General features: G+C 68.1%; 13 protein-coding genes. 4 read left to right on the top strand and 9 right to left on the bottom strand.

Annotated features, from left to right (window positions below; translation table 11 throughout):
* Nucleotide 1: 1 nt before the first annotated feature.
* The 9 genes from ACMGFE_RS13180 to ACMGFE_RS13140 all read right to left on the bottom strand — a co-directional run bounded on the left by ACMGFE_RS13180 (nucleotide 2) and on the right by ACMGFE_RS13140 (nucleotide 16,811).
* A complete protein-coding gene (locus ACMGFE_RS13180) occupies nucleotides 2-733 on the bottom strand; it encodes a DUF120 domain-containing protein (RefSeq protein ID WP_436925661.1) in 732 nt (243 codons plus the stop codon).
* 237 nt (nucleotides 734-970) lie between these two features.
* Entirely contained in the window at nucleotides 971-2,554 is a 1,584-nt protein-coding gene (locus ACMGFE_RS13175) for a methyl-accepting chemotaxis protein (RefSeq protein ID WP_436925660.1), read from the bottom strand.
* The gene (locus ACMGFE_RS13170) at nucleotides 2,547-2,843 is read right to left on the bottom strand and encodes a DUF8530 family protein (protein ID WP_495849300.1); all 297 of its coding nucleotides are present in this window, start codon (nucleotides 2,841-2,843) and stop codon (nucleotides 2,547-2,549) included. Before ACMGFE_RS13170 ends, ACMGFE_RS13175 begins: the two co-directional genes overlap by 8 nt.
* A gap of 221 nt (nucleotides 2,844-3,064) precedes the next feature.
* Entirely contained in the window at nucleotides 3,065-4,042 is a 978-nt protein-coding gene (twy1, locus tag ACMGFE_RS13165; protein ID WP_436925658.1) for a 4-demethylwyosine synthase TYW1, read from the bottom strand.
* 794 nt (nucleotides 4,043-4,836) lie between these two features.
* Nucleotides 4,837-5,916 carry a M14 family zinc carboxypeptidase gene (locus tag ACMGFE_RS13160; RefSeq protein ID WP_436925657.1) on the bottom strand — a complete coding sequence of 360 codons (1,080 nt, stop codon included), beginning with the start codon at nucleotides 5,914-5,916 and terminating at the stop codon, nucleotides 4,837-4,839.
* 321 nt (nucleotides 5,917-6,237) lie between these two features.
* Entirely contained in the window at nucleotides 6,238-9,996 is a 3,759-nt protein-coding gene (locus tag ACMGFE_RS13155; RefSeq protein WP_436925656.1) for a heparinase II/III domain-containing protein, read from the bottom strand.
* Nucleotides 9,997-10,326: 330 nt separating this feature from the next.
* Nucleotides 10,327-14,130, bottom strand: coding sequence for a heparinase II/III domain-containing protein (locus ACMGFE_RS13150; RefSeq protein WP_436925655.1), 3,804 nt, complete (start codon nucleotides 14,128-14,130; stop codon nucleotides 10,327-10,329).
* A gap of 119 nt (nucleotides 14,131-14,249) precedes the next feature.
* A complete protein-coding gene (locus ACMGFE_RS13145; RefSeq protein WP_436925654.1) occupies nucleotides 14,250-15,578 on the bottom strand; it encodes a neutral/alkaline non-lysosomal ceramidase N-terminal domain-containing protein in 1,329 nt (442 codons plus the stop codon).
* Nucleotides 15,579-16,811 carry a DegT/DnrJ/EryC1/StrS family aminotransferase gene (locus ACMGFE_RS13140; RefSeq protein ID WP_436925653.1) on the bottom strand — a complete coding sequence of 411 codons (1,233 nt, stop codon included), beginning with the start codon at nucleotides 16,809-16,811 and terminating at the stop codon, nucleotides 15,579-15,581. It abuts the gene before it with no gap.
* A 125-nt stretch (nucleotides 16,812-16,936) separates the two neighbouring features.
* Between ACMGFE_RS13140 and ACMGFE_RS13135 the strand changes: the two genes are divergently transcribed.
* From ACMGFE_RS13135 to ACMGFE_RS13120, 4 genes are all read left to right on the top strand, one after another.
* A complete protein-coding gene (locus ACMGFE_RS13135; protein WP_436925652.1) occupies nucleotides 16,937-18,100 on the top strand; it encodes a hypothetical protein in 1,164 nt (387 codons plus the stop codon).
* Nucleotides 18,101-18,966: 866 nt separating this feature from the next.
* Nucleotides 18,967-20,193, top strand: coding sequence for a HEAT repeat domain-containing protein (locus tag ACMGFE_RS13130; RefSeq protein ID WP_436925651.1), 1,227 nt, complete (start codon nucleotides 18,967-18,969; stop codon nucleotides 20,191-20,193).
* A gap of 174 nt (nucleotides 20,194-20,367) precedes the next feature.
* Nucleotides 20,368-22,548 carry an ABC transporter ATP-binding protein gene (locus ACMGFE_RS13125; protein ID WP_436925650.1) on the top strand — a complete coding sequence of 727 codons (2,181 nt, stop codon included), beginning with the start codon at nucleotides 20,368-20,370 and terminating at the stop codon, nucleotides 22,546-22,548.
* A gap of 94 nt (nucleotides 22,549-22,642) precedes the next feature.
* Nucleotides 22,643-22,864, top strand: a complete 222-nt coding sequence (locus ACMGFE_RS13120) for a hypothetical protein (protein WP_436925649.1) — start codon at nucleotides 22,643-22,645, stop codon at nucleotides 22,862-22,864.
* Nucleotides 22,865-22,871 lie beyond the last annotated feature (7 nt).

The following is a 22,871-nucleotide window of genomic DNA, read 5'->3' as shown; positions in this document are numbered from 1 at the left end:
GCTATCGCTGTTCGGTGACATCGATGGTGAGTGGGGAGCCGTCTTCCAGGCCGAGTTCCTCGCGGAGCTTCACCGGGGCGATCACTTCGAGCTGGTCGTCGCCGTGGTGCGTGCGCTCCGGTGTGATGACGTGGGCGTCGGCGAAGCGACCGGCGGCTTCGCCGCCTCCCGAGGCTGAAGCCTCGCTCTCGACGGACGCGGGGTAGCAGTACGCCGGGCCGTACGTCCGCTCGTCGTCTTCCCAGCCCTCGATGACGATGGGCTCGAACGAGGAGAGACGGCCGCGCTCGCGGACGCTCTCCTCGGACAGTTCGACGTTGAGCGTCCCCAAGAACGGCTCGTAGCCGAGTTTCTCCTCGAACTGGCGCATGTAGCCCGGCAGCGAGATGTAGTGGCGACCCTCGCCCATCCCGCTCGTGATCGAGCCGTGCAGTTCGACGCTCGCGTCGCGCTCGAAGATGCGACGGTAGTCGGCGTACTCGCGCTGGAGCGCGCGCTGTCCGGCCTCGGTGACCGTCACCCACTGCCCGTCGCTGACGATCTCCCGCTCGATGAGGTCGGCTTCCTCGAGCCGCTGGAGGCGCCGCGAGGCCGTCTGCGTCGACGCGTCGAGGCGGTCGGCCAGCGCCGAACACGAGACCTTCTGGTCGCCGTCGAGCCCGCCCTGCAACGCCAGCGCCTTGAGCGTCGCTCGCTCGGCGTGCCCGACCGACGACGCCGTGATACCTGCCATACCTGCGAATAGTCGATACCGGCCGATAAGTATACCGAATGCGGAATGCGTCTCAGAAATGGAACAGCGAGTCAGTTGAGAGGAGTTGTCGAGGCAGGGCTGTCGGCGGAAATACGGAGCGACCCGTGAAAACAGCGTCGGCATCGCCGTGGCAGTCCGGGGGGTGCGCGGCGCCGAACGAACCGCCAGTGTGGACAGGTGTGGGGACGCGAAACTCCGAGGTGGCGCGGACGCGATTCAGGCCGTCGGATCGTCGCGAGCGGGCGGGCCGCCGTCGGTCGCCGCACGGATCGAGGAGTCGTCCGCGTGGTCCGCATCCCCGACGACGAACTCGTCGAGCAAGTCCCGCAGATCGTCCGCGCGGTCGGACATCGAGTGGGCGTTCTCGGTCGCCTGCGTGAGCGAGGCGGTCTGTTCCTCGGCGGCCGCGGAGACCTGGTCGGACTCCGCGTCGATGCGACTGGCCATCTCGGAGACTTCGTCGACCATACTGGCGACTTCCTCCGTGGAGGCCGCCTGGTCGTCGGTGGCCTCGCTGATCTCGCGGATGCTGTCGTGGGCCGTCCGGACGGTGTCGGCCATCTCGTCGAGCGCGTCCAGCGCTTCCCCCGTCGTCGCGGTGCCGGCCTCGACGCGGTCGCCCATCTCGCGGATGTTGACGACCGTCTCGTCGGTCGACGTCTGGATGTCGGTGATGAGCTGTTCGACCTCGTCCGTGGCGTCGGCGGCCTCACTGGCCAGCCCCTTGATCTCGTCGGCGACGACGGCGAAGCCCTCCCCGGCCTCGCCGGCCCGAGCGGCCTCGATCGACGCGTTGAGCGCGAGCATGTTCGTCTGCTCCGCGATCTCGGCGATCATGTCGACGACGTCGCCGATCTCGTCCATCTCGGCGGCCAGCGAGTCGACCTCGTCGACGGTCTCGTCGGCCTTCGCCTCGACGGCGTCCAGTTCGGAGAGCGCCCCGCTGGCGGACTCGCGGCCGCGTTCGCCGACCTGGACCGACTCCTCGGTCGCGTGCGCCAGCTCGTCGGCCGAGGCGGCGACTTCTTCGATCGCGCCCGAGAGCGTCCCCATCTCGGTCGAAACAGACTGGAGGCGCTCGTTCTGTTCGTCGGTGTCCGCGGAGACCGTCTGCATCGAGTCGGCGACCTGCTCGCTGGCGGACTGGCTCTCGCTCGTACCCGCGGTGACTTCCCCGCTCGCGTCCCGCACCTCGTCTGCGAACGACCGGATCTGTACGAGCGTCTCCTCCAGGTCTGCCATCATTTCGTTGAACGATTCGGCGATCTGGTTCATCGCGTCGTTCTCGCCGTCGGCGTCCATCCGCCGGGTGAGATCGCCCGCGGCCGCCGCGGCCATTACGTCACCGAACTCCGTCGCCTTGCGCTCCAGCGTCTCGCTCAGCTGACGGGCCTGCTCGCGCTCGCGTTCGGCCGCTTCGCGCGACTCCTCGGCCGTCAGCCGCGCGTCCTGAGCTTCTTCCTGGAGTTCGACCGCCTCCTGGCGTGCACTGTCGGCCCTGGCGGTCGCCTGCTTCATGTCGTCGACCACGGCCATCGTCCCCGTCGACCCGACCGCGTAGACGCCGATGGTCGTCCCGAGGAACATCACGCTCAGCGCGTCCATCAGCGTGGGCATGACGCCGAGCCACTCCAGCAACACCGAACTGGTCCACAGGAAGCCCAGGCTCGCGCCGAACACGAAGTTAACCCAGAACCCGCGCTCGAGGTCGGTGTCCCGCCAGTTCCTGACGCCGACGACGATCGCGGCCGCGAACGCCACCGCCGCGACGAAGTCGAACAGGATCGTGATCTCAACCATCGTCGGCCACCCCTCCTTCGATCTCCCGTTGCCGGTGGACGTAGGCCGCCACGAAGAAGGCGATCCCGGCGCCCATGAGCCCGACGCCGTGTTCGATGCCGTTCAGCAACTCGCCGAGCAACAGATCTTCGATGTTCGTCGCCAGCGCCGCGATAACGAGCATCGCGTACCCGACGGCGAACCACTTCGAACGATCACGATACTGTATCACTACCGGTGCGACCCCGATCACGCCGATGATTGCCATCGCGACCGTAATCGGGTCTAACGTCGACCATAGTCCTGCCATTCCAGTTCTCCAGTACTACCCCTCCCCCCGGCGGGCATGAATATAACTCCCCGATTATAAAGGACGATAACCAGGAGCAGGGGTAGCCCGCGTGAAACCGTCCGGACAGGACTGACACGCGTGGAATCCCGGAGACAGGGGCGACCCGCGTGAAGTCGCCGGGGCGGGACCAGCGGGTCGGGCGCCCGCAACAGATCACGCTTCCGTGCTGACGTACGTCGTTACGCGTCGGCGTACGGGTCGCGTTCCCAGAACTCGCTGCCCTTCTGGAGTTTCGGCACCCACGTATCCTCCGTCTTCGAGAGGAGCGTGACGTGCGAGACGGGCACGTCGTTGAGGTAGTCGTGGTCGGGCATGTGTTCCATGACGTCCTCGGTGAACTCGCGGACCTCCTCGTGCTCGGGCATCGAGTCGCGGTCGAGACGGCCGCGCGAGTGGCCGACGTGCATGTACGCCTTGAGTTCGACGAAGTCGGGGTCGGCCCGCTGGAACATCGACGCGTACCACTCGGGGTGGTGCATGTTGTTGCCCTTGACGAGTGTGGTGCGGAGCACGGTCCTGGTCTCGTCCTTCTCGGCGAGCACGTCCAGCGTGTCGATCAGCCGCTCCCAGGCGTCGTCCTCGACGGCCTTGACGGTCTCGTCGAACGTCCAGCGGTCGGGCGCGTCGACGCTGACGTACAGCTGCGTGGGGTCGCACTCGGCCAGCACCTCGGGTTTCGTGCCGTTCGAGACGAGGAAGGTCGTGATGTCGCGGTCGTGGAACTCCTCGATGAGTTCGGGGAGGTAGGGGTAGAGGGAGGGCTCGCCGTCGAGGGAGATGGCGACGTGGCGCGGTTCCATCGCTTCCTCGAAGCGCTCGCGGGGCACCTCGTCGTTGCCGCCGAAGCCCGAGAGGAGCTTCTTCTGGAGTTCCAGCGAGGCGTCCGCGACGGCGCTGGGGTCGTCCCACTCGACGTCGCCGAGTTCGTAGGCGTGGCCGGCGTGGTCGCGCCAGCAGAAGACGCAGCGCTCGTTGCACTTGACGACCGGCGTCATCTGGATGCAGCGGTGGGACTCGATCCCGTAGAAGGCGTACTTGTAACACTTGCCCTCCCCCCGAAGCGAGTTCGCCGTCCAGCCGCAGGTCTGGGCGGCCGTGTGGTTCTCGCTGTGGTAGTCCGGGTCGTCTACCTGTTTCGGACCGTCCGATTCGCTCATTGAGCGGTATCAAGACGGGGATTCGTATACATCTGTTCCTCCCGAACTCGGCCGTTGCAGTCGCGGGACGAGGCGCTGTCTGCGGGGACGCGTCCTGCCCGCCACCGGCCGATCGACCGTGCCTGCCGGCCGACCGCGAGGGGTCGATAGCGGTGAGTGGAGCCGTGGGGGGTCGCAGGGGCGAACGACGACTGTGTAGACCGTTCGCAGACACGCCAACGAACATACCAGTTTTAGAGGTATTACTCCTATAATTAATTGGGTATTCAACTAGAGTGGCGAGTATAGAGTGATCGGTGATCCGAATGTGCCGAAATATACAGTTCACAGCCGTTGATAGCAGATGCACGCTTCATCACGGATCGGCGTTCTGCACGGCGCGATTTGAACTTTGCTCGTACAGGCCGATTCAGTGTGACGGGGATTACATCGCCAAGAGCGGTATTTGGCCGGATATTCGACCAGGAGCGATGAATCCGGCACTCGACTGGATTCAGTGCTCTTCAATAGTAGATCTGATGATTACACTGTTTCCCCAAATTACTAGGATAATCACGGACGGTTTTCAGCGTTTCACCCTTTCGAAGGCGACCGAGACGGCTCCAGTCTCCGTTCCGGCGGTCGTCCGAGACCACGCAGCCAGCCGACGATCGCGCGTCTTCGGCCCGTCTCGTCCGGTTCGCCGCGCCATCGGTCTCCGCGGTGGACGGCTGGAGAGATGTCGACCGTTCCGGCACGATACTCGGACGGCGGGGGGCCGAACCGGCAGGGTGCGCGTCGCGGTTCGCCGGGCGCTAACCGTCGCGCTCGACCGCGTAGCGGAGCACCGATTCGTAGAGCGCTAACTGGGTCTCGAGGATGTCCTCGTGGGACGCGGGACACAGGTCGTCCAGCCCGTGCGGACACTCGTGGAGGACGCCAGTCGTCCCGCTGACGTGGTACGCGGCGCTGAGGAGGTTGAAGTGCGGAGGCGGCGTCCCGCTCTCCGCGGCGACGTCCACGAGCGGAAGCGTCGGGATGTCTCGGGCGCCGAGGAGCGAGTTGTACTCCCGGTGGATCGCCCGGACGTCGGCTTGCTCGGCGGGTGGGACGTACTTCGTGCGGTGGAGCGTCGGCGCGTAGCCGTGACTGTGGAGCGAGAGCGTCACGTCCGGCGCTTCCCGGCGGACGACGTCGAGGATCGCGGGCGCCTCGGGCCCCATCGGGTCGAAGAACTCGTCGTGCATCGGATTCACGCCGTCGTCGTCGAAGTAACAGCCGAGGAACCCGACGTTCTCTCCGGTCATCGGGTGTTGCTGCTTCGCGTCCGGCCAGCCGATGAGTCGGTCGTCGGCCCACGTCCCCTGTCCCCAGAACTCGAGGTCCGAGAGGGTCAGCCCGTGGAGCGAGTCGGGTTCGAACCGGGCGAGGCCGTCGGGGTTCCCGCACGGCACGACGAGCAGCCGGCACTGGTCCGCGAGCTGCCGGACCACCGGGCGCGACTCCCCGCGGAGGTCGCTGCCGGTCTCCAGGATCGAGAGGAGGTTGCAGAGCCCGGTCAGCCCCTCGACCTCGTGGCCGTGGACGGGGCCGACGAAGCAGACGACCGGGTTCTCCCGCTCGTCCCTGTCGGCGTAGTTCGTCGGGTCCCGGGCCGCGACGGCCGAGTTGAAGTTCGCACGTCGCTCGGGCTCGTCCCTCGCACCGTACGCGACGAGTCGGATCGGACGGTCGCCCGGTGACTGGGCGATCGTCTCGACCCGGCCGCGCACGACCGCGTCGAGGCGCTCGTCGAGCGCCTCGCGACTGCCGACCCAGAACGACGGCACGCCCCGGCCCGGGAGCCGGTCCACGGCCTCCTCGTACGTCATCCGTTCGCCTGTGTCACTCGGCATCGTATCGAAACGAGCGCAGGACCGGGCTTATAGCTTCGGCCCGAGGGAGTTGTGCCGGGGGACACGCGGAACCACCGGAGTTCAGAGAGCGTGACGGATCGCCTGATGGTGACGGCTGGTGCGAGCGAGTCCGGGGACCCTCGGTCGTGTCGTCCGGAACGCGTGACGAGAACCGCTACGGTGGTGCGGCGCCGGCGGATCGAGCGGGGACCGACGCGAGTGCCGAACGTGGCAGTCGAGCCCCCGTCTGCGGGGTATCGACGGGCGTTTTCGGGCGTTCGCGGCCGTTCGACGGGTGTTTTCGAGCGGTTGCGGGCGGTTTCACTCGGACGACCAGGTCTCGGCGACCGGGATTCGCACCGCTGCGCCCTCGTCGACGATGTACTTGTAGCCTCCCGACTCGAGTTCGTCGGGGTTCTGGAACCCCCAGAGGAACGTGCGGCTCCCGACGTCGACGCTCACGCGGTTGCCCTGCACGATCTCCATCCCCTCGACGGGGTACGCGCCGTTACCGATCCCGCGCTGGCCACGTTGGCCGGCCGGCCCGTCGACCGCGACGTACGCGTACTGCGCGCTCGTCCCCTCCCGTTCGCTCAGTTCGACGGCGTCGCGGTGGTGTCCGTGGAGCCGCACTTCCAACTCGTTCTCCACGGACATCTCCCGCGTGAAGTCCTGTACCGTCCCCGTTAGATGGGGGTACGAGCGCTGAATGACCGGCGACCCGTTCATCGGCCGGATCATCCGCCCGTCGTTGAGGTAGGCGAACGCCGGATCCTCGCTCTCGGTGTCGCCCTCGTCCTCGTAGGAGACGACGCCGAAGAAGCCCTGGACTTGGAAGCGCCCGTCGACGGTGAGCGTGTGCTCCGGATCGTACGCACAGACCGCGTAATCAGTCCGCCCCGTCGCGAGTTCCACTTTGACGGCGTGGCCGTCGCCGCCCTCGACGTGGACCGTCTCGACGGACTCGACGGCGCGCTCGCCCTCGTAGTGCTCGACGGTCGAGACGAACGTGCTGTCGAGGTCGCTACCCTGCCGGCGGAGGAGCGCGTACGGCAGCGTCTCGGGGTTCCCGTCCCGCTGGGGCGGGTGGCCGTCGGCGAGCGCGACCTCGTCGAAGTCGCCGAACGAGGTGAGTCGCATGTGGACGTCCTCGGCGTCGTCGTCGCGCTGGTCCCAGTAGTCCTCGACGTCCCAGTCGACGGCGACCGCCTCCCCGGGGTCGTCGTCGCGTTCGACCCCGGTGAGGTAGTTGAACCCGCTCCCGACCTCCCGGTTGTACTCGGTCTCCTCGCCGTACTCCGGCTTCGGGACGTCCGCGCCGGCGTAGGTGCCGCCGTCCTGCGGCGTCAGGTCGACGCCGTCGGCGCTCGTCTCGCCGACGTGGCCGTGGAAACTGAAGACGTGGTCGTCGCCGCCGACGACGCGGAAGAAGTCCACCGCGTAGGAGTGTTCCTCGTCGATCTCGATCATCGCGGTCGTCCGGCGGTACTCGTCGCACTGCTCGTAGCAGTCGGCGGCGTCGACGTCGATCACGTTGACGCGGTCGCTGCTCCCGTCGAAGTGCCGGGGCGTCGCGACCCACTGGTGTTCCTGACGGGACTCGTCGACGGTGACGGCGTTGTGGCTGATCGTCCCCCGTGTGAAGTCGTGTTTCGGCCAGTCGCCGGTGCGCTCTGGATAGCCGAGATCCGGGGACAGCTCGAGCTGGTGGGCCGCGACGCCGAGGTTCAGTGCGTCACCGTGGTTGTGGGTGTTGCCACCGGCGTCGATCCCCGTCCGGCCGTAGTACAGCCAGAACGCACGCTTCGCGTTCCCGAGTTCGGCCGCGGCCTCCCGGTCTTCCCGCTCTTCGGCCGGGATCGCCGTCAGATAGTACAGCGCCATCAGGTAGTTGCTGGACTCGTCGTTCTTGCCGACGCACTCCCAGCGCATCTCGTTGGTCCCCTCCTCGAGGTCGTGGACGTACGAGATCGTGTCGCGGGTGAAACTCTCGGCGTAGAAGTCCACCGTGTCGACCTGCTCGTCGTTCACGTAGAGCTCGTAGATGCCGTAGCTGGAGACGAACAGCGTCTCGATCTCCAGTTCGTACTCGCCGGCCGACGCCGCCTCGAACTCGAACGTCCACTGCTCGCCCGTCTCGTAGGCCTGGAGCTGGATCGCCTCGTCGAAGCTGTCGTCGACGTCGGTCGACGCTTCGACGAACAGCTCGGACGTGTCGTACGTCGTACCGAACGACCGGTTCAGGTAGTTCTCGCCGTCGCGCAGCGCGGCGAACCCGAAGCCCGGGAGGTTCCGACTGTCGAGGTCCAGCGGTCCCTCGGCGTCGATGACCGCCTCGATCTCGTCGCTCAGCCCCTCGGGATCCTCGTCGTAGATCGACCCACGTATCCCGGCCGTCGAGTAGCCGTTCTGGTAGTGCCACAGTTGCGCGAAGAACGGGTCACCGGTCAGCTCGAACCCCTTCTCGACGCTGGTCTGGCTCCACTCCACGGCGCTCGGGCCGTGCGCGTCGCCGAGTTGCGGCGTGTACCGGTCGAGCAACAGCAGATGCGTGTTCTGACGCAGCGACTGGCGCAGCTTGGGGTGCTGGTAGAGGTCCGCGCCGTCGAAGGCGTCGTACCCTTCGAGGTAGTCGGCGACTCCCCGAACGGCGGTGTGGGGGATTCGGTTGTAGTGGGGCGCCTCTTGGTTGAAGTAGCCGTCGCGGTCGGCGACGTCGACCAGCGGCACCAGGACGTTGCCGCCGGTCGTGATCCAGTTCTCCGGCTCCTCGTTCCACGTGTCGCCGGTGAACCGCTCCTCGCCGGGCTGGAACACCCACTCGATCGCCTCACGGGTGTACCCCTCGGGCTCGTCGAGCACCCGCGCCGCCTGTGTGACCGCCGTGAGTCCGCCGCTCTCGGTGACGATATCCGAGTTCTTCGCCGCCGGGAGCACCTCGCGGACGAGTCCGTCCTCGATGTTCTTCCGGATCGTCTCGATCGAGTCCTTGTCGTCCAGTCCCGGGTACTCCTCGGTCTTGCCGTCGAGGAAGTCGACGAGTTCGTCGTCGCCCGCCATCCCAGGGAAGAACGCGTCGTACGCGGGGAGGATCGACCGCAGCAAGTTGTCCTCCCAGAACGCGCCGACGACCCGGCCGGTCTGCCGGCCGCCGTGACTGTTCCAGAAACCGTGGATGGTGTCCGTGTACGCCGCTCCGATCGACATCTCGGGGTAGACGTCGGCGATCCGGTCGAGCAGGGCCGTCCCGGCCCGCGAGTACGTCCGATCGCCGGTCAGCAGGTAGGCGTCGACGAGGTCGCCGACGATCGAGACGATCCCGCCCGGACGCCAGACGTGCCAGTGGTTGTAGAAGGCGACGAAGTTCCAGCGGACGCCTTCGCCGCCGCCGAGGTCGTCGTTCTCGTCGACCCAGCCGTACCCGTCGTCGACGCCCCAGCCCTCCCCCATCTCCGGGTGTTCCTCGTTGACCAGCAGGCTGTCGTCGGCGAGCTCCGGGTCGAACATCCCGCGGTCGTCCAGCCCGCTCTCGCGATACGCCCCGAAGTCGTTGGTCGGCACCGTCAGCTTGCCGTCGCCGTGGGGGTCGTCCACCGTCGTCTCGATCTTCCAGCGGCGGGCGTCGCCGGAGTCGTGGTAGCCGCCGAGGATCTCGCGCTGGTTCACCTGCCCGCCGCCGCGCGGGACCCCCTGGGCCGTGACCAAGCCCCAGAGCGCGTCGAGGTCCGGATCGTCCGCGCTCCCGGCGTATCGTTCCAGGGACGCGCGGGCCTCCTCGACGGCGGCGTCGCGCCGGTCCGCCGCCCAGTCGTATCGGTCGACGTTCCGCCGCGCGTTCTCGCGGTCCGCGTCCGTCCAGATCGTCGTCCGCCTCTTCGCGTGGAGCGCGTCGCTCTCCCGGGCAGCGACTGTCCCGCTGCCAGCGAACAGGCCCGTCAGGATCCCTGCCCCGGTCGTCGCCAGCACCGACCGCCGGGTGACGTCTCGGTCCAGAACCCGCCCGCTTCCCTCGCAGCGCGCCCCCTCGCCTGGTTTGCAGTCGCTATCCCCACCGCTGGAGTCGTGGCTATCGTACGCCATCAGCCGGAGTGTCACGTCAACTGTTGATAAGTTTTGTGCAATGTGCTGGCAAGTAACACGAAACGGGCGTGGGCGCAGTCGATCGAACTGCATTGAACGCCGGCGCTCGGAGCAGATCGACGACTCCGCACGGCTCGCATCGGCAACCTCGGCGAGTTGTGCGAGACAAGCGATGGACGCCGCCGCGGACGAGGAACGCCCTGCAGTTGCGTCGCTATCGCGTCCGCCGAGTCTCGCGACCGAGGGCGACTTCGGCGTCACCACCGGCCGTTCCCGATGAAACTACGCCGGAAAGCGGCACCGGCGAAAAACGCGGCGGACGGGGCCGACTTACTCGGCGGACCAGGTCTCGGCGACCGGGATCTGTACGTCGTCGTCCTCGTCGACGACGTAGTGGTAGCCACCGTCCTCGAGCTGGTCGGGGTCGACGAAGTCACGCGTGAACGTCTTCCGACCGACGTCGACGCTCACGCGGTTGCCCTGGACGAGTTCCAGCCCCTCGATGGGGTAGGCGCCGTTGCCGTTGCCGCGCTGGTTCCGCTCGCCCGTCGGGCCGTCGGCGTCGACGTAGACGAACTCCGCGCTGGTGGCGTCCTGGCTGTTTAGATCCACGGCGTCGTGCTGGTGTCCGTCGAGCCCGACCTCGAGTTCGTTCTCCAGCGACATCTCCTTCGTGAAGTCCTGAACGGTCCCGGAGAGGTGAGGGAACGAGCGCTGGATGACCGGCGACCCGTTCATCGGCCGGATCATCCGCCCGTCGTTGAGGTAGGCGAACGTCGGGTCCTCGCTCTCGGTGTCGCCCTCGTAGGAGACGACGCCGAAGAAGCCCTGGACCTGGAAGCGCTCGTCGACCGTGACAACGTTCTCCTGGTCGTACACGCAGACGACGTAGTCCGTGCGGCCGGTCGTGAGGTAGACCTTCACGGCGTGGCCGTCGCCGCCCTCGACGTGGACCGTCTCGACGGACTCGACGGCGCGCTCGCCCTCGTAGTGCTCGATGGTCGAGACGAACGTGCTGTCCAGGTCTGATCCGCTGCGCTTGAGGAACGCGTAGCGTATCGACGGTTCGGTCGGCGCCCCGCTCGAACTCTCGGGCGGGTCGCCGTCGGCGAGTTCGACCTCGTCGAAGTCGCCGAACGAGGTGAGCCGCATGTGGACGTCCGCGGCGTCGTCGTCGCGGACGTCGAAGTGGTCCTCGACGTCCCAGTCGACGACGACCTTCTCCGCGGGGTCGGTGTCGCGCTCGACGTTCTCGAAGTAGTTCAGGCCCGAGCCCGGCGTGCGCTCGGCGGCGTCGGCGTACATCGCGTCGTCGTAGTCGTCGTCGCCGTAGGGGACGTCCGGACCGGCGAGGGTCCCCGACCCCTGTGCGGAGAGGTCGAGTCCCTCCGTCGAGACGTCGGCCTTCGTCCCGTGGAAGCTGAAGCGGTGGTCGTCGCCGCCCGAGACGTCGAAGAAGTCGACGGCGTAGGAGTGTTCCTCGTCGACTTCGATCATCGCGGTCGTCCGGCGATACTCGTCGGTGACGTCGTAGCTGTCGGGCGCCTCGACGTCGACGAGGTTCACGCGGTCGCTACTCCCGTCGAAGTGCCGGGGCGTCCCGACCCAGCGTTCGATCTGGGCTCTCTCGTCGACGACGACGGTGTTGTGGCTAATGGTGTTCTCGGTGAAGAACTCCCGCGGCGGGTACGAGCCCGTCTGCGACGGGTAGCCGAGGTCGCGCGCGAGTTCCATCTCGTGGGCGGCGAAGCCGACGTTCAGCGTGTCCTGGTGGGCGTGGTCGGTCCCGCCGCCGCCGAACCCGGTCCGGCCGTAGTACAGCCAGAGGGCGCGCTTGAAGTTCCCGAGTTCGTCGGTCCCCTCGCGGACCTCGCGGTCCTCCTCGTCGTAGAGGGTGAGGTAGTACAGCGCCATCTTGTAGTTGCTGGAGTCGTCGTTCTTGCCGACGTTCTCCCAGCGCAGCTCGTTGGTCCCCGCCTGCAGGTCCGCGACGACGGAGACCGTGTCCCGGGTGAAGCTGTCGGCGTAGAAGTCGAAGGTGTCGACGAGTTCGCCGTTGACGTACAGCTCGTAGATGCCGTAGCTCGAGACGAACAGCGTCTCGATCTCGAGTTCGTACTCGCCGGCCGACGCCGCCTCGAACTCGAACGTCCACCACTCGCCTTCCTCGGTGGCCTCGAGCTGGATCGCCTCGTCGAAGCTGTCGTCGACGGCGGTGGAGGCCCCGGCGTAGAGCTCAGAGGTGTCGAGCGTCTCGCCGATCGACCGGTTCAGGTAGTTCTCGCCGTCGCGCAGCGCGGCGAAGCCGTAGCCGGGCACGTTCTGACTCCCCACGTCCAGCGGCCCCTCGGCGTCGATGACCGCCTGGATCTCCTCGGACAGCCCCTCGGGGTCCGCGTCGTAGATGGAGCCGCGGATGCCGGCGGTGGAGTAGCCGTTCACGAAGTGCCACAGTTGCGCGAACTCTGCGTCGCCGGTGACCTCCCAGCCGTCCCGGATCGCCGACGCGCTCAGCCAGAGTTCGTCGCCGCCGTCCTTGTAGGCGTGCGTGTCACCGATCTGCGGGGCGATGCTGTCGAGCAGGACGAGGTCCGAGTTGATAGCGAGCGCCTCCTGCATCTTCGGGTGCTGGTAGAGGTCGGCGCCGTCGAAGGCGTCGTAGCCCTGCAGGGTCGCGGCGACCTGCCGGATCGAACTCATCTGGATCCGGTTGTACAGCGGCGCCGACTCGTTCCAGTAGCCGTCGCGGTCGCAGTGGTCGACGACCTGCTTGAGCACCTCACCGCCCGTCGTCTCCCAGTTGTCCGGTTCCTCGTTCCAGACGTCGCCGGTGAACCGCTCGCCGCCGGGCTGGAAGAGCCACTCGAGCGCCTCGCGGGTGTAGCCACCGTCTCTGGTGTCGTCTTGGACGCGGGCCGAGACGGCGACCGCGGGCCGCTGGCCCCTGTCCGGCGAGATGTCCGAGTCCTTCGCGGCGGTCAGGATCTCCTGCACGTAGTTCTCCTCGATGTTCTCCCGGATCGCGGCGGCCGAGTCCTTCCCGTCGAGGCCGCCGTACTCGTCGGTCTTCCCGCTGAGGAAGGTCGTGACCTCGTCGGCGACCGCCTGGTCGTCCAGCGCGGGGAAGAAGGCGTCGTATGTCGGCAGGACCGCCTCGACGAGGTTCCCCTCCCAGCCGCTGCCGATGATGCGACCGGTCTGGCGACCGCCGTGGTTGTTCCAGAACTCCGGCTGCTGGTAGGGGTGGGTCGACATCTCGGGGTAGACATCGGCGATCCGGTCGAGCACGACCAGCCCGGAGACCGCGTACGTCGACTCGCCCGTCAGCAGGTACGCTTCCGCCAGCGCTTCGAGGATGCGGCGGATTCCGCCGGGGCGCCAGATGAACCAGTGGTTGTAGTACGCCGCGAAGTTCCACTTGTTGCCTTCGCCGCCGCCGAGGTCGTCGTCCTCGTCGACCCAGCCGTACCCGTCGTCGACGCCCCAGCCCTCCCCCATCTCCGGGTGTTCCTCGTTGACCAGCAGGCTGTCGTCGGCGAGCTCCGGGTCGAACATCCCCCGGTCGTCCAGCCCGCTCTCCCGATACGCGCCGAAATCGTTGGTCGGCACCGTCAGCTTGCCGTCGCCGTGGGGGTCGTCCACCGTCGTCTCGATCTTCCACAGCCTGTCGGTCCCGGGGTCCGAGAACCCGCCGAGGACGTCGCGTTCGTACGCGAGGCCGCCGCCGCGTGGGATCTCCTGTGACGTGACCAGCCCCCACAGCGCGTCGAGGTCCGGGTCGTCGGCGCTCCCCGCGTACTGCGTGAGGTAGCCGTCGGCCCCATCGACGGCCGAGTCCCGCCGGCTCGCCGCCCAGTCCAACTGCTCGACGTTCTCGCGAGCGTTCTCGCGCATCGACTCGGTGTAGATCGTCGGCCGAGTCTTGCGGTGGTACACGTCGTCCTGGGTCGCCGCCGCCCCGCTGCCCGAGACGACACCGCCGAGGAGTCCCACCGCGGTCGCCGACAGCACCGACCGCCGGGAAACGTCTGTCCCGACCGTCGCGTCGAGAACCGTACAGAGGTCCTCTCTCACCCAATTCTGTCCCGATTCGTCTCGATACCCGTCGCTGGAGTTCTGGCCCGAATGTGCCATCTTCTCTCAATTCATTTGCATCGTTAATAATAGTTTGGGGAGGAATACTTACCAGTCGACCCCAGAATGCGAGCGATCGGGTATCGACCCGCGACAGCCGGTTCCCCGAGCGACCGTGTTCAGCCACGGGTTCCGCCGACCCGACGCGCCAGTGCCTCACCCGTAGACAGCACCCGCCGTTCGACCGACGGTTCGACGCGGCCGGGGTACCGGCGGAACCGCGTCACGCTGCCGCCCTCGTAGCCGCCTTCGGCGAGCGCTCGCCGCGTGGGGACGTAGGTGAAACTGCCGTTCGTGTACCCGGCGACCCACAGCGGGCCGGGGAGTCTCGCCTCGAACCGCAGCGCGTACTCGACGAGGGGTTCGCCCGCCAGCGCGAGCAGGGTCAGGTCCGTCCCGAACCCGACGGCCCGCATCGGGTACGGGTAGGTCTCCCGTAGGTCGCCGTCTTCCCCGAGGCGGTCCAGGAGCAGACGGGCGTGCCGTCGTTCGTACGGGTCCGCGGACGCTCGCAGTCGCTCTAGTTCTGCGCGCCCGTCGTACCCCTCGAACGCGACCGGGACCGTCTCGCGAGCCAGTCGGAGGGGGCCGTGAACCGGCCGTCGGCTCGCTTCGAGAGCGGCCTCGACCGCGTTCGCCAGGGACCGACCGTGGTCTCTCGCAACGTCGAGCCGCCGCTTCGGATAGGGGTTCTGGTCGCCGGCACAGCCGGTGAGAAACAGCGCCGTCGCGCCCCCGTAGCGGTCCTCGACGGCGGCCATCGCGAACCCCGGCCAGTCCCCGCAGTAGCGGTCGAGTCGAAGCGTCGTCGCGTGACACGCGTAGCCGAACGCCACCGCTTCGAGGCGCCCCTCGGACTCGACGGCGAGCACCGGTACGTCGTGATCGACCGGCCCGTCCGGATACGCGGCGTTGGCGATCCCGTCCGGCGTCGGGCGGCGCCGATTCATCGCGAACCCGCAGCGCGCGTGACCGTACGAGAGCGTCGCCGGGTCCCGGTCCGCCAGGGCCGCCCCGACGACGTCGACCAGGTGGTCCGCGAGGCGGTCACGATAGGCGAGGGCCGCGTCGACGCCGTCGTCGCCGAGGCCGTACATCCGCCCGCGGAACGACTGGACGATCGGTCCGCAGTGCGTGTGCGTCGCGGTGAACGCCAGCGACTCCGGCCCCAGACCGAACTGGTCCGCACAGCGGTCCAGCAGCGTTCGCCTGAGCGCCGGCGGGATGGAGATGATCTCGACGCTGACGAGGACGACGGTCGCGCCGTCGGCGTCGGAGACGGCGAGCGCCTTCGCGTGGAGGTCCGTCTCGGCGCCGTCGGCAGGCTCGGTCCTGTCCGCGTAGCCCGCGAGCCACAGCGACTCGTCGGGCGTGATCGTCGTCGTCGCCACCCCGGCGCACCACTCCCCGGGCCGCCCATCGCCCGATCCCGCGTCCCGGTCCGGCATCTACGCCTCCCGGGCGCGGAGGTCGGCGGCGTGGGCTTGCACCTTCCGGATCGCGTCGGCCACGGCGCGGATCCCCTCCTCGTCGGCCAGCAACAGCGGGTGACTGTAGGCCACGTTCTCCCGGCAGAGCTGCTCGGCCCCGGGGAGGGGCAGGTTCCGGTAGTCCGGGATCTCCGCGCCGGGCGGGAGGAGTCGCCGGACCTCGTCGCGGAAGAACGCCGGCTGTCTGTAGATCGGTACCTCGTAGCCGTCGAAGACCGGGACCCCCTCGGTGCGGAGGGCCTCGACGAACCGCTCGCGGCTCAGCCCGTCGAAGCCGTCCGGGTCGTACCGGAAGTTCTCCAGGCAGTACCCGCGAGCGGTGATCCGGTCGTCGCGCGGTTTCGTGCGGACACCGTCGATCGCTTCGAGTTCGGACAGGAGGATCTCCTCGTTCTCCTCGCGGCGCTCGTTCTCCGCGGGCAGCGTCTCCAGCTGGCCGAGGGCGACCGCGGCCTGGAACGCCGACATGCGGGAGTTCGACGACAGCGTGTAGTGGCGGTACCCCGTCTCGCCCTGCGCCCGTCCGATGTTCTGCATCGTCCGGGCCCGCTCCGCGAGGACGTCGTCGTCGGTGACGACGATCCCGCCCTCGCCGCTGGGCAGTGACTTCGATTCCTGAAAGGAGAAGGTGCCGAACGCGCCGAATGCGCCGACCTTCCGGCCGCGCCACTCCGACCCGTGGGCGTGGGCGGCGTCCTCGATCAGGAAGAGGTCGTGTTCCTCGCAGATCGGGACAAGTTCGTCCAGGTCCATCGGGTACCCGGCGAAGTGGACGCCCACGACGCCGACGGTGTCCGCCGTGATCTGTTCGCGAACCGAGTCGGGGTCGATCGTGAACGTCGCCGGGTCCGTGTCGGCGAACCGCGGGATCGCGCCGACGGTCGGGACGGCGCTCGCGCTCGCGATGAACGAGTACGAGGGGACGATCACCTCGTCGCCGGGTTCGACGCCCGCCGCCCGGAGCGCCAGTTCGATGGCGACCGTCCCGTTGCTGACCGCGATCGCGTGCTCGGCGTCGTGGTAGTCGGCGAACTCGTCTTCGAGCCGTTCGATCCAGGGACCGCGACACCACGTCCCGCTCTCGAACACTTCGAGGAGGTTCTCGCGACTCTCCGCGACCGGCTGCGGCCACTCGGGGATCGAGAGCGCCTCGGCTGCCGCTGGTCCGCCGTCTATCGCCAGATCGGGCATGCCTCGGCGTTCCCCCCGGGGCCGCTTAACTCTTGGTCCGACCGGGCATCGCACCGGTTTCCGTGCGAACGGGGCGCGGGTTCCCCGGCGGAACGTTTTTACAGCCGATCCGCGAGTTGGCTCGTATGCCTGCGCTGTGGACCTATCCATGGACGCTCGAGCGCGACGGACTCGACGACGCGTGTGAGACCCTCGCCGACCGCGGTATCGACGCGCTAAACGTCGCGAGCCACTACCACTCCGTGCGATCGATGCAACCGCGGTCCCCGGGCGCCCTGTTCCGCTCGTTCCCGGGCGGCTGTTACTTCGACCCCGGCGAGGGGTTCGCGGACGTGCCCGTCGAACCCCCGGTCAACGACGTCGGGACGTGGGACGATCCGCTGGCGTCGATCGTCGACGGAGCCCACGAACACGACGTCGCCGTCAACGCCTGGACGGTCTGCCTCCACAACACTCGACTCGGGGCTCGCAACCCCGACTACCGGATCGAGAGCGCGTTCGGCGACGCCCACGACCACTCGCTGTGTCCGTCCCACTCTGCGGTTCGCGAGTACTTCGCCGCCGTCGTCGACGCGATCACGAGGCGGGGCGTCGACGAGGTCCAGCTCGAGTCCGTCGGCTTCCCGAGCGCCTTCCACGACCACGGGGCGGCGTTCGGCCACGACAAGCGCCAGACGGTGACGACGACGGCCGGGGAAGCGCTGCTGTCACAGTGCTTCTGCGACGGTTGCCGCGCCGCGGCGGCACCCCACGCCGTCGACTTCGAGCGCGCACAGTCGCGCGTCAGAGACCTCGTGCGCGAGTCGTTCGCGGACCCAGCGGCCACTCCGCCGCCGATAGACGAGCTCCTCGAGAGCGATCCGGTGGTGCGGTCGCTGTTCGACTTCCGCGCTTCGGTCGTCGAGTCGCTCGTCGAACGGCTCGCCGACGCCGCCGGAACGACGCCGCTCAACTACTACGTCATGGAGGCGTTCGGATCTGACCCGACCGCGCTCGGGGCGGCCGGCGTCGACCTCACGGCCCTCGAACCGCACCTGGACCGGACGACCGCGATGTGCTACGTGGCCGACCCCGAGACCGCTCGTGGTCGGATCGCCGCCGTCGCCGACGCCGTCGATCTCCCCGTCGACGCCGGCGTCACGGTCGATCCCGACGTGGTCGACGGCCGGGACCGGTTCCTGACCCTCGTCCGCGAACTCCGGTCGGCGACGGACGGCGACCTCTCGGTCTATCACCACACGCTGGCCACCAGGACGCACCTCGAGTGGATCGGCGCGGCGTTCGACTGATCTGTCCGTCGGTCGGTTGGCTGTACCGCGGCCGATCGCGCGCCGTTCGAGAAGCTGACGTCGGCTGTCCCTGCCCTCGCCCGAACGGGCCGCCCTCGTTTTGATAGACCAAACGTGATTCGCAGTCGCGATCCGGCGAGCCGGCTCGACCTCAGACCGAAGTAGCCCGGAGGGATGCCGGTCGAGACGGGCGCCGTTGTTTGAAAATACAAAACGCCACGGGCGCCACTTCCCGAGCGCGGGGACGATCCAACCGGGAACGGCGGTGAGCGCCGTTCGGCCAGCCCGGTTGGCGTCGCGCGCCGAGAGCCGTCGAACCCGCCGCCGCGAGCGGTCTCGACTGCGTGAGTCTGCCGGACGTCGGGCGTGCGATCGGTCAACCGGGCGCCGATCCGGCGAAGTCGGCCCGCCGAACGACTCATCGACTCGTGCTCTTCAGGCCCCGGCGGCCAGGTCTACAGCGTCCCTGCCCAAACCGACCCCTACAGACGCGCTGTTCGGCCTCGCCAGCGGTGCAGCGCTGGCTGGAGGAACCCGGGAGCAGCCCCGAATATTACGTTAGTATGTCTGTAATCTCGTGGCGGTGAACGACGACCACCTCGTTTTTTATTACAAAACGAAGTGTGCAAATCGATCCCACGCATCTGCCTGTGCTCCCCAGCCGAGTTCGAACCGTTCGTCGGTCGCGCAAACCAGTCACCGTCGGTCGCGTAGACCAGTCACAGCGGCGAATCGGGGTCTTTTGCCATCGCTCGGCGTTCCGTTCCTGTTCGTCGAGGTCGGTTCGTCGAGAACCGATCGCGTCCGAGAAGCCGGTCCCCGATCGGCCAGCAGATATTTATTCCCGACGCGTTCATAGAGAGAGTATGACACGGTCGCTGAACGATGGAGCGGATCGTGCAGCGAAGCTCCGCGAGGCGTCGACGATCGAGCCGGAGACGGTCGACGTCACCGACGTCGTCGACCTCCTGCTCCATCCTGATCGCCGGGTCCGCGGAACCGCGTCCGACGCGCTGGAGCGACTCGTCGACGCTCGACCGGGTGCGATCGACGGGGCCGTCGACCGACTCGCGGCTCACCTCGATGCGGACGACCCCGACCGGCGCCGGAGGGCCGCGCTGACGGTCGCGAGTCTCTCGGGTGATCACGCCGAGGAGCTCGCTCGACTCGTTCCGCGACTGGCCACACTCGGCACAGACCGGTCCGAACCGGGGCGGGAACCGGCGGTCCTCGCCCTCGCGAAGATCGGGATCGCCCGACCGGCGGCGGCAGTGGAAGCCGTCGACGTCCTGCTCGGACTGTCCCGTGATCCACTCGCCGACGCCACTTCAGGGGCGGGAAGTCCCGGGGCACCGGCCGCGGGCCCCGACGCACCGACCGCGGGCCACGGGACGTCGGCCGTCGGTCCCGGGGGATCGACACGTCTGCCCGTCGGGCAGACGCCTCGAGAGCGGGATCGGGCTCGCCGAGACGAGGTCCGAGTCCACGCCGTCGCGGCGCTGGCGCGTATCGCGACGGCGGACCCGGATGCGGTCCGGGCGGCGACCGACGGCGTCGCAGACCTGCTCGACGACGACCACGGGGGGGTCCGCGCGGCCGCGTGCGAATTCCTCGAAGCGGTGGCGCCCGAGCACCCATCGGCTGTCGAACCCGCCGCACCGGACCTCGCCGAACGGGCCGTGTCGGACCCGAAACACCCGGTCCCCTGGCGGGCGGCCGACGCGCTGGGCGCGCTCGGCGAGGAGCGTCCCGAGGCGGTCGGCGCGGCTGTGGCGCCGGTCGCGGGCGATCTCGACCGGTTCCTCGAATCGCGCGACGGCGATCGCCGGGCTGCGGGGGCCGCGTTCCTGGCACACGCCGCGCTCGTCCGGCCCCGTTCGATCGAGCCACAGGCCGCGACGCTCGAAGGGCTGCTCTCCGACGAACGACCCCCCGTTCGCGCCAGCGCGGCCCTCGCACTCGGACGTGCCGAACGGATCGACGCGCGCGAACCGATCGCCGATCTCGCCGAAAACGACCCCGCAACGGGGGTCCGGGACGCCGCGAGGCGGGCACGAGAGCACCTCGAAGGCGCTCAGCGTAGCGATGAATAGCGCCCCTGACCCGCGAGCGCAGTCTCCCCGTGGGACGACGCTGCCGGCGGTCGTCGCCGTCGGCTCAGTTAGATTTATATGGACCATATGTCAACACCTATCGCACGAGACCGCGGCAGGGTTCGAGAGCGGTCGCGAATGGGACGCGAGTGATCCACGAACAATGATTGCACGATGACACACAGCGAGTACGACGCCGGATCGCGACGGGACAGCCACTCCGAGACGGTGCTGGAAGTGCGGGACGTCTCGGTGAGTTTCGACATGGAGCGAGGTGAGTCGCGAGTCCTCGACGAGGTGACCTTCGACGTTCATCGCGACGAACTACTCGGAATCGTCGGCGAGAGCGGGAGCGGGAAGTCGATGTTCGCCTCGTCGCTGCTCCACGCGGTCGTCGACCCGGGGGTCGTCACCGGGGAGGTCTGGTATCAGCCGGAACAGGGCGAGCCGGTCGACGTCCTCTCGCTGAGCGACGACCAGCTCGAACAGTTCCGCTGGGAGGAGATCGCGATGGTGTTCCAGGGGGCGATGAGCTCGTTCAACCCCACGATGAAGATCGGAGAGCACTTCGAGGAGACGATCCGCGCCCACGGCGGGGAGATGGACGATCGCATGGCCCACGCCCGCGAGCTCCTCTCCGACCTCTACCTGGACCCTCAGCGGGTCCTCTCCTCGTTCCCCCACGAGCTGTCGGGCGGGATGAAACAGCGCGCACTCATCGCGCTCAGTCTCGTCCTCGACCCCGAAGTCCTGGTGATGGACGAACCGACCGCCGCGCTGGACCTCCTCATGCAGCGGTCGATCATGAGTCTCCTCGACACGCTGCAGGACGAGTACGACCTCTCGATCGTGTTCATCACGCACGATCTGCCGCTCGTGGCCGGGTTGGCCGATCGACTGGCCGTCATGTACGCCTTCGAGTTCGTCGAGTACGGCCCGAGCGAGCGGGTCATCCGGGACGCGGCCCACCCCTACACCCGGGCGCTGTTGAAGTCGGTCCCGAGCGTCGACACCGCACTGGAGAACATGAATCCGATCGAGGGCGAGAGCCCCGACCCGGTCAGCACGCCGGCGGGGTGTTCCTATCATCCGCGGTGTCCGCTGGCAACCGAGCGGTGCGTCCAGGAGGACCCCGAGTACCGGAGCGTCGACCCGGGCCAGGAAGCGGCGTGTTTCCACTGGGAGCGATCGCGTGACACGGTCGCGTACGACCTCGGGACCGAGACGACCGACGAGCCGCCGGGGGAGCCGGCACCGGTGGGCGACGACGAGACCGTCGTCTCGCTGCGAGACGTCGACGTCCAGTTCGACCAGTCCGGGTTCATCGACAAGCTCTTCGACGAGGACATGACGGTCCGGGCGGTCGACGACGTGTCGCTCGACATCGCCGAGAACGAAGTCGTCGCCCTCGTCGGCGAGTCCGGCTGCGGGAAGACGACGCTCGGGAAGACCGCGATCGGCATCCAGGAACCGACGGACGGGACCGTCGCCTACCGCGGCCAGGACGTGTGGGAAGCCAAGCGCGGCGAGGGTGGCCTCGACCACGACGAGATCCGGCGCGCCCTCCAGATCGTCCACCAGGACCCGGGCAGCGCGCTCAACCCGTCGCGGCTCGTGCGGACGAGCCTCGCGGCGCCGCTGAAGCGATGGCGTCCCGACCTCAACCCGACCGACCGTGAGACGGTGATCCACAACCTCCTCCAGCGCGTCGGGATGAAGCCCCCCGAGGACTACGCCGACCGCTTCCCCCACCAGCTCTCGGGCGGGGAGAAACAGCGCGTCGTCCTCCTCCGGGCGCTCCTGATGAGCCCGGACCTCATCCTCGCGGACGAAGCGGTCTCGGCGCTCGACGTGAGCCTCCGGGTCGAGATGATGGACCTGATGCTCAACCTGCAGGAGATGTTCGACACCTCCTACCTGTTCATCTCCCACGACTTCGCCAACGCGCGGTATCTCGCGGAGAAGTCGGGCGGCCGCATCGGGATCATGTACCTCGGGCGCCTGGTCGAGATCGGCCCGGCGGCGCAGATCATCCACGACCCTCGCCACCCGTACACGCAGGTGCTCAGGTGGGCAACGCCCCCGCTGGACCCGGACGCTGCCGCGGAGGCGCAGGCGACGGAGCCGCCCGTCCGGGAGATCGACATCCCCGACCCGACCGACCCGCCGTCCGGCTGTCCGTTCCACACCCGGTGTCCGGAGGCTCGCGATGTCTGTCAGCGCGAGCGGCCGGACCTCTTCGACGCCGACAACGGCTCCCGCGTGGCGTGCTTCCGGGAAGTCGACTCCCACGAGTACTGGGACAGCGAGCCGCTCGCCGACGACGAAACGGTCTCGGTCGACGAGGTCACCTGAGGCGGCTCGCTCCGCCGCGGCGCTCGGTCCGGCGACGGATCCCGCCCCCACCCGGTGGCGAAGGCTTATTGACGCGGCGGCCGCCCCGGAAAACATGGCAAGTAAGTACGACAGGACGTTCCTCGATCACCTCTGTGACTACGACCGGGGATTGCGCCTCGTCTTCACCTTCTCCGTCGCCGTGCTCGGACTCTCGCTCGTCTGGCTGTACTTCCTCGACGCCGGGTCCCCGGCCTACGTGGTGACGGTGATGAACCTGCTCGGAACCGGCGTGCTCGCCCTGCTGAGCGGCCTCGTTCTGCGAAACTGTGACTGAGCGTCGA

The sequence above is a fragment of the Halosimplex amylolyticum genome (assembly GCF_051414035.1).
GTDB classification, from domain to species: Archaea; Halobacteriota; Halobacteria; order Halobacteriales; family Haloarculaceae; genus Halosimplex; species Halosimplex amylolyticum.
The sequence above is the reverse complement of the archived record's forward strand: the minus strand, read 5'-3'. Positions and strand labels throughout refer to the sequence as shown.